The organism is Acidisoma sp. S159 (assembly GCF_009766125.1).
Taxonomy (GTDB): domain Bacteria; phylum Pseudomonadota; class Alphaproteobacteria; order Acetobacterales; family Acetobacteraceae; genus Acidisoma.
Genome location: NZ_LMUG01000096.1, coordinates 15,453 through 23,054, shown reverse-complemented (window position 1 = coordinate 23,054; position 7,602 = coordinate 15,453). Strand labels below are relative to the sequence as shown.

At 62.3% G+C, this 7,602-nt stretch carries 8 protein-coding genes; 7 read left to right on the top strand and 1 reads right to left on the bottom strand.

The annotated features are described in order from the left end of the window. Window positions 1-361: 361 nt before the first annotated feature. Complete coding sequence (locus GSQ92_RS28480; protein ID WP_159014735.1) at window positions 362-1,270, bottom strand: LysR family transcriptional regulator; 909 nt, start codon at window positions 1,268-1,270, stop codon at window positions 362-364. 99 nt (window positions 1,271-1,369) lie between these two features. Between GSQ92_RS28480 and GSQ92_RS28475 the strand changes: the two genes are divergently transcribed. The 7 genes from GSQ92_RS28475 to GSQ92_RS28445 all read left to right on the top strand — a co-directional run. Next, window positions 1,370-2,026: an HD domain-containing protein gene (locus tag GSQ92_RS28475; protein ID WP_216850325.1), complete on the top strand. Its 657-nt coding sequence runs from the start codon at window positions 1,370-1,372 to the stop codon at window positions 2,024-2,026. Window positions 2,027-2,116: 90 nt separating this feature from the next. Next, window positions 2,117-3,406 (top strand): ABC transporter substrate-binding protein, encoded by a 1,290-nt coding sequence (locus GSQ92_RS28470; RefSeq protein WP_158804305.1) that lies wholly within the window; start codon window positions 2,117-2,119, stop codon window positions 3,404-3,406. Beyond that, window positions 3,406-4,299: a carbohydrate ABC transporter permease gene (locus tag GSQ92_RS28465; RefSeq protein ID WP_159014734.1), complete on the top strand. Its 894-nt coding sequence runs from the start codon at window positions 3,406-3,408 to the stop codon at window positions 4,297-4,299. The genes GSQ92_RS28470 and GSQ92_RS28465 overlap by 1 nt, the downstream gene beginning before the upstream one ends. Next, a complete protein-coding gene (locus GSQ92_RS28460; RefSeq protein ID WP_159014733.1) occupies window positions 4,296-5,078 on the top strand; it encodes a carbohydrate ABC transporter permease in 783 nt (260 codons plus the stop codon). The genes GSQ92_RS28465 and GSQ92_RS28460 overlap by 4 nt, the downstream gene beginning before the upstream one ends. Before the next feature lie 9 nt (window positions 5,079-5,087). Further along, a complete protein-coding gene (locus GSQ92_RS28455) occupies window positions 5,088-5,855 on the top strand; it encodes an SDR family NAD(P)-dependent oxidoreductase (protein ID WP_159014732.1) in 768 nt (255 codons plus the stop codon). A gap of 30 nt (window positions 5,856-5,885) precedes the next feature. Next, entirely contained in the window at window positions 5,886-6,806 is a 921-nt protein-coding gene (locus GSQ92_RS28450; RefSeq protein ID WP_158804301.1) for an SMP-30/gluconolactonase/LRE family protein, read from the top strand. A 331-nt stretch (window positions 6,807-7,137) separates the two neighbouring features. Then, window positions 7,138-7,602 (top strand): potassium channel family protein (locus GSQ92_RS28445; protein WP_216857011.1); only part of this gene is annotated, 465 nt, incomplete at its 3' end.

Sequence of the window (7,602 nt, the reverse complement as noted above, 5' to 3'; positions counted from 1 at the left end):
CGCTCGATGGCGCGACCTACCCGCTCAAGCCCGGAGGCACCGCAGATCACGCCGGCATGTTCGTCGGTCTGCACGAACACTACGTTGTCGACGCGGGACATAATCTTCCGCAGCACGTCAACGCCCCCGCTGGTAGCTACTTCGGCGATTGTGCTCTGTGACGGAGCGAGCCACTTCTCGCACCAGAGTCCTACTCCTCATCTCAGCGCAAGATCATGCGGAGTCCGCGGGTGCCATGGCGATAAATATCAAGTTTGCGAACCCGGAGTGCCCGTTCCTGCGAATCCGATCTGACGATATTTCGAGATAGCTGAAAGGTTGACTACTTGGCCGATCACGGTGCGTCTGGCAGATCCTCCGGTCAGTTCTCCTCCGGCTCAACCAGCCGGGTCTGGGCCATGGCATGGCGCGCCAAGGCGATCACCTCCTGTGTGATGCTGTCGCTATCGGCAAAGCGATAGATTGCGAAAAGACGGGAAGGATGCAGCGGCAGCGCGCTTTCAAAGCTCCTCAGGATACCCGCGGCGAGTGACTTTTGCACTAGGCGCCGGGGCAACAGACTGGCGCCGAGCCCTGTGCTCACCAGCTGCGCGACGACGGTCGGGCTGCTGCACCGGCAGATTACGTGCGGCTCCAACCCCGCTTGCCGAAACCATTCGGTGATCTGACGCCACATCGGCGTGGGCGGCGGATTGGTGATGATGACAATCCCCCGCAGATCCGAAGGATGCAAAGGCGAGGGCAGGTTGAAGCGAGGCGCTGCGGCCCAGACCACTGGTTGGATGCCGAGCGGCACTAAGGTCAGCTTCGGATCTCCGGTCGGGTTGATCGCGAAGGCGATGTCCAGCCGCCGGTGCAGCACGTCTTGCTCAAGCTCCGAGCTGGTGCTGACCGCGAATTCTAGCCGCAGGGCTGGGTAACGCGCGGCGATGATTCGCATATAGTCGGACAGGCAGGCCTGGGCGAAAGTTTCCGGCACGCCTACGCGCAATACACCGCTATGTTGCCAGTTATCGTCGACGATCGAGCGGATTTTGTCGTATTCCTCCATGACCGAGGCGACGCGCGGCACCATCGTCTCGCCGCGTTGGGTAAGGATGAGGCCGCGCCCGGCCCGCTCGAAAACGGGGCTACCAAGCTCCGCCTCCAGCTGATCTATCCGGAGCGATATGGTCGGCGGGGCGAGGCCGAGATGCCGAGCGGCCTCCTTCAGCGAACCGAGACGTGAGACCCAGTAGAAGGCTTCGAGCTGCGCGAAGGTTGGCCGCATAGTTTTGGAAACCTGAATCGAGAAACGAAAAACTTCCTAATTGTCCTATCCATCACGGCGCCAGTAACCTTGCAACTAAGAAGACAGGGGGAGCTGAGAATGATGAAGGGTTTCGCCGCCGAGCTCTCCGATGAGCTCCGGGCGGGTATTTTGGCCGATCTGCCGGAAATTGACCTTATCGCGGATGAGGCGCTGCGCCGACAAACCACCGATGCCTGGGCCATTGCTTTGTCTTCGTCGAGCTTTCGGCGCGTGCGAGATATTCCTGGCGAGGCAACGCCGGGGTCGTTGATTCTCAAGGAGGGCGGCCAGGATCTGCATCTGCGCGGCGTGACACGGCTCGCGGTCGGCCATCTCGACTATTTCGCCGGCGCGTTCCCGCAAGCCGAGATCGACCGTGATATCGTTATTGCCGGCGGCATCTGCCACGACGTCGGCAAGACCTTCGAATTCGACCCGGAGAACCAGCGGCGCTGGAACGCGGATGGCAGCCGCTACGGCTGGCCCTCGCTGCGACATCCGATCTACGGCGCGCATGTCTGCCTGCTCGCTGGCCTGCCAGAATCGGTGGCTCATATTGCCGCCTGCCACTCGCCCGAGGGCAACAACGTGCGGCGCAGCCTGGAATGCATAGTGATCCACGAGGCCGATGTAGCCTGGTGGCGTATCGCTGCCGCCTCCGGTCTCGTCAGGCCCGAGACGCTGACGCCCGAGTTTGCCCGCATGTTTGATCCTCGGCCGCTGCGCGCGGCATGAGCGAACCGGCTAACGATAAGAAGCCGGAAAGGCAATGAACGAGCCTTGCGTCAATAAAAACAGCGACGATCCAGAGGAGGAGAAACAAGCATGGCCCAGAAGACATCGCTAGTCGTCAAACGGCGCGACCTGCTGAAGGGTGCAGCGGTCGCATCGGGCATCGCGGCGACTGGGGGCGCCCTGGCGCGCCCCGCCATCGCCAAGGACACCACGATTACCGCCATCACGCTGGGGCAGGGCATCTTCGGCCAGCCCTTCGTGGATCTGACGCCGGAATTCACCAAGCAGACCGGCATCAAGGTCAATCTGATCACGATGGGCTACAACGAATCCATCCAGAAGCAGGTCGCCGCCTTCGCCGCGCACAGCAGCGCCTATGACGTTGTGCAGATCGACTCGATTTATCTCAAAGGCTATGCCCAGGCGGGGCATATTCAACCCCTCGACAATCTCATCGCGGCCGATCAGCTGAAGGATTTCTTCAGCGATATTCCGCCCGCGCTGCGCGAGATGTATGCCGCCAAGGATCATACCTACGGCATGGCGACAGTCGCGAATTGCCAGCGCCTGATCTACAATGGCGCTCATCTCAAGGCGGTCGGCCTAGGCGTGCCGCAGACATGGGATGAGCTGCTGACGGGTTGCCAGAAGGTCGTCGATCCGGCTGCTAAGCGCTATGGATTCATCGCCGGGACGGAGCGGCTGATTAAAGCCTTTTCGGTCTGGCTGCCGATCTTCTGGGCAAATGGCGGTGCGCTCTTCGACGACAAAATGCACCCGACCTTCGCCGACCAGACGGGCGTCGATGCGCTCGCCTTCTTGCTCGAACTGGTCAAGACCATGCCGACCGGCGGCGCCGCCTATACCGAGGCAGATGAGACGAAGGCGATGGCGACGGGCCTCGGCACGCTGGACCCGGTGGCCTGGATTCCCGATGCCATCGTCACGGCGCCGCCCAATGTCAGGCCGCAGCTCGGCAGCGCAGTTTCGCCCAAGGGCAAGGTGCGCAATGCGCCGGTGATGGGCGGCATGGGTCTCACCGTCTCGAACTACTCAAAGGATCCGAAGGCGGCCGCCGAATACATCGCCTGGTTCAACAGCCGGGATGTGCAAAGCAAGGACCTGGTGCCGCATGGTGGCCAGCCCTGCCGCAACTCCGCCTGGGACGCGAATATGGGCGCCAAACCATGGTTCCCGGCGGTCTCCGCCAGTCTCAAGGTCGCGATGGTGCGGCCGCAGCTTCCCGAATGGGGGCAAATCGACAGCGCAGCCGGTGTGCAGCTCAGCAGGGCCTTTGTGGGGGAAATCACGCCCAAGGAAGCTTTGGAAAATGCGCGAAAGGCGGCCGACGGCATCATGAGGGACGCGGGCTATTATTGATGCGTAGGGGATCGTGGAACGGCGCTTACGCCTATCTGGCGCCGAGCCTGCTGTGCCTTGTGGTGACCATCGGCTATCCGCTAGTCGCGGCCGTCTCCACCAGCTTCTATCGCTGGAACCTCATGTCGGGGCTCAAGCGGTGGACGGGGTTTGGGAACTACCTGCAGATTTTCCAGGATCCCGAAACGGCGCAGGTCGCCGTCGTCACGATCATCTATACAGTGCTCTCCGTGACGCTGGAGCTGGTGCTGGGCTTTGCTTTGGCACTGCTGTTCCGCCACGGCCTGGCGCGCCGGCTGCGCGGCTTTCCGATGATGCGCGCCATCCTTTGCGTGCCTGTGGTCGTGGCGCCGCTGATCTGGGCTTTCTATTTCAAGAGCATGTACAGCCCGCAATTCGGGATGTTCAACATCGTTCTCGGCTGGTTCGGCCTGAACCCGGTGCCATGGGTCAATAGCCCCTCGATCGCGCTCTATAGCCTCGTCATTGCCGATGTCTGGCAATGGACGCCGTTCATGTTCGCGGTTCTGCTCGCCGGGCTGCTCACTTTGCCAGGCGATGTGACCGAGGCCGCGAGGGTGGACGGCGCGAGCCCGCGCCAAATCCTCTGGCGTATCGAGCTTCCCCTGTTGCAGCCGGTGTTGATGGTGGCGCTGTTGCTGCGGATGATCGATGCGTTGAAGAATATCGATCTCTTCATCGTTATCACCCAGGGCGGACCCGGGACGAGCACCGAGATCCTTAACTTTTACGCTTACAGCAAGAGTTTCCAAGATTTCCAGGTCGGGCGCGGCGCGGCCCTCGCGCTGATCGTCTTCGTCGTCATCATGGCGCTCGTGGTCGCCCTTATGGCTGCCATGCGGCGCTTCGGGTCGGCGGAGAGCCAGGCATGAAGCTCCGCATCCTCTATATCGTGGCGCTGCTGTCCTGTGGCTTCGCCATCCTGCCGCCGTTGTGGGCGCTCTACGTCTCGCTTTCCGTTCATAACGAGACGACGAATGGCTTCAGCTTCGGCAACTACCGGCAGATCTTCGCGCAGGATGCATTCTGGGGTGCACTTTGGCATTCCTTCGCAACCGCCATGACCGCGACCATTGTCTCGATCGCACTGGGCGCCATGGCGGCCTATGGCATGACGCGCTTCGGCGGCGGCTTCCGGCGCCTCGCCCTGCTGGTGCTCGCAATCCGCATGATCCCGAGCATCGTGCTGGTGATCCCCGTTTACCTGCTGTTCCGCAAACTTGATATTCTTGATACGGTCAGCGGGCTGTCGGCGATCTACCTGACCTTTTCGCTGCCCTTCGCCATCTGGATGCTGCGCGGCTTTTTCGTCGCCATTCCCCTCGACATCGACGAGGCTGCGCGGATGGACGGCGCCAGCTCCTGGACGGTACTGTGGCGCGTCATTCTGCCGATTGCCCTGCCGCCGATCCTAACGACCGCCGTGCTCATCTTCTGCTTCTGCTGGAACGAATTCCTCTTCGCCCTGATACTGACTGATCAGAATGCTCTGACGTTCCTGCCCTTGCTGATGCGCTTCGTCCCACCGGAAGGGCCGCTCTACGGCCAGATCTTTGCCGGATCGACGATCTATTTCGCCGTTCCCATCATCGCCATCGCCCTGATCAGGAAGCAGCTCGAAGGCAGCTTCGCGGCCGGCAGCGTGAAATAGGAAGCTGCCATGGCTCTGCTCGAAGACAAGATTTGCATCGTCACCGGCGGCTGCGGCAGCGTCGGCCTTGCTGCCGCCCGGCGCTTTGTGGCGGAGGGCGCGCGGGTGATGCTGGTTGATCTTGATACCGCGCAGTTGGCGGAGGCCGCCGCGGCACTCGATCCTGACCGAGTCGCGACCTTCTCCGGCGACGTCGCCGAGGCCGCGACCGTCGCAGGCTATGTCGCGGCGGCGGCCGAGATGTGGGGCGCGATCGACGTGATCCTCAGCAATGCCGGAAATCACGGGTTCATCGGGCCGCTCGCCGAATATGACGAGGAGGCCTTCGACCGGACGCTGCGCGTCCACGCCCGCGCTGCCTTCCTGGCCTGCAAATATGGGCCGCCGCGCATGAATGACGGCGGGAGCATTATCGTGACATCCAGCCTCGCCGGACTGCGCGGCGGGACAGGGGCCGAGAACAACATCGCGTATACCGTCGCGAAGCATGCTCAGACCGGCGTTGTTCGCGCCGCCGCGCGCGCCCTGGCGCCACGCCGCATCCGGGTGAATTCACTCAATCCCGGCCCGATTCAGAACGCGTTCCAGGCTGACATCGAGCAGCGGCTGACCGCCTATACCGGCCAGGATATCACCGCCGCCATCGACGCCGACATTCCCCTGGGCCGCCATGCTGATCCCGATGAGGTGGCGAGCGTCGCACTGTTCCTGGCCTCTCCGATGAGCAGCTACGTCACCGGCCACGTCCATGTCGTTGATGGGGGCTTGGGGAGTTGAGACGCAAGAAGCCGAGGGGGGGAAACGACAATGACCGACATCCGCACCATCGCCACGGGATTGCTGTTCCCGGAAGGTCCGGTCGTCCTGGAGGATGGTTCCATAGCCCTGGTGGAGATCGCACGCGGGACCATCACCCGCGTCTTCCTCGATGGCCGCACGGAAGTCGTGGCCGAGCCCGGCGGCGGCCCGAACGGCCTCGCGATCGGGCCGGACAAATTCTTCTACGTCTGCAACAGTGGTGGTTCGCATTGGATCAGGGAAGACGGCGTTCTCCGCTCCATCCCAAGCGACAAGCACTACACAACCGGCCGCATCGAGCGTGTCGAGCCCTCGACTGGCAAGGTCGAGGTTCTCTACGAGGCGTGTGACGGCCATCCTCTGCGCGGCCCGAATGATCTCGTCTTTGACCGTGAGGGCGGCTTCTATTTCACCGATCTCGGCAAGAACCTCGAGCGCAGCCACGATCATGGCGGCGTCTATTACGCGCGGCCCGACGGCTCCCACATCGTAGAGGTCGCCTACCCCGCGTTAACGCCCAACGGAATCGGTCTCTCGCCGGACGGCACGACGCTGTATGTCGCCGAGATGGAGCCATCGCGCCTCTGGGCCTTCGACATTCTCTCGCCGGGCCTCGTCCATAAGGCGCCCTTTCCCTCGCCGCATGGCGGCCGGCTTGTCTGCGGGCTGCCGGGGTATCAGGGTTTCGACAGCTTGGCGGTGGACGGCGCCGGGAATATCGTCGTGGCAACACTTTACTCGGGCAAGGTCACGGCCATCGCGCCGGATGGGCATGTGGTACGAGAGGTCGTGACGGGCGATCCGTTGACGACGAATATTTGCTTTGGCGGCGCAGGGAATGGCACGGCCTATGTCACCCTGGGTGGCTTCGGCGCCCTGGTGGCGATGGACTGGCCGGAGAAAGGCCTGCCGCTCGCTTTCGGCGGATAGGCCAGTGTCGCAACGACAACAACAGCGGAAACGAAAGACAACGCCCCTGTGCGCCGTTGTCACGTTGACAGCCATATTGAGGCCCGTGGCGACGTCGCCGACGAACGAGGGAGGGTTCGTCGAATTGCCAGCCTGGCGACCACTCGCTCCACAGCATCCGGCATAGTGCGCGACGGTTCTCAGCTAGGCATTCGCGTCCGCGTTCGGTCTGGAATAGATGTTGGTACCAGAAGACGCGCTCGAGCGCCGGTGGGACGGGGTGGCGTTGTCGGCTGACGTCGATCACGTCGTAGCCCGCGTATGATACGAGGCCGCCAACGGTCGGGAAGGGATGCTCAGCCATTTTGGGGCTCTGTCGATGCTGGGTCTTTTTGCATCCTGGGCCACTACTTTGATCGTGGGCTTTGGTGTGTTGGAATGGGCACAGGCGCCGGCTTCTAAGAACGGCGCCAGCCCCTCCCTATTCGATCAATTCTACATGAGTGGCGTGACCTTCTTTACTTTGGGCTACGGCGACGTCGTACCGCATTCCGGCATTGCTCGGCTGACCGCTGTTATCGAAGCGGGCGTTGGGCTTGGCTTCATCGCGTTGGTCATTGGTTATTTGCCGCTCATCCACCAATTGTTTTCGGGAAGGGAAGTGCTGGTAATTCAGCTCGATAGCCGAGCAGGATCTCCGCCCACAGCTGCGGGTTTGTTGTGCAAACACGCGACGGCCCTGAGGGAACTGGACGACTTCTTGCGGGCGTGGGAGCTGTGGGGAGCGCAGCTGCTGGAAGGTCATCTGTCTTATCCA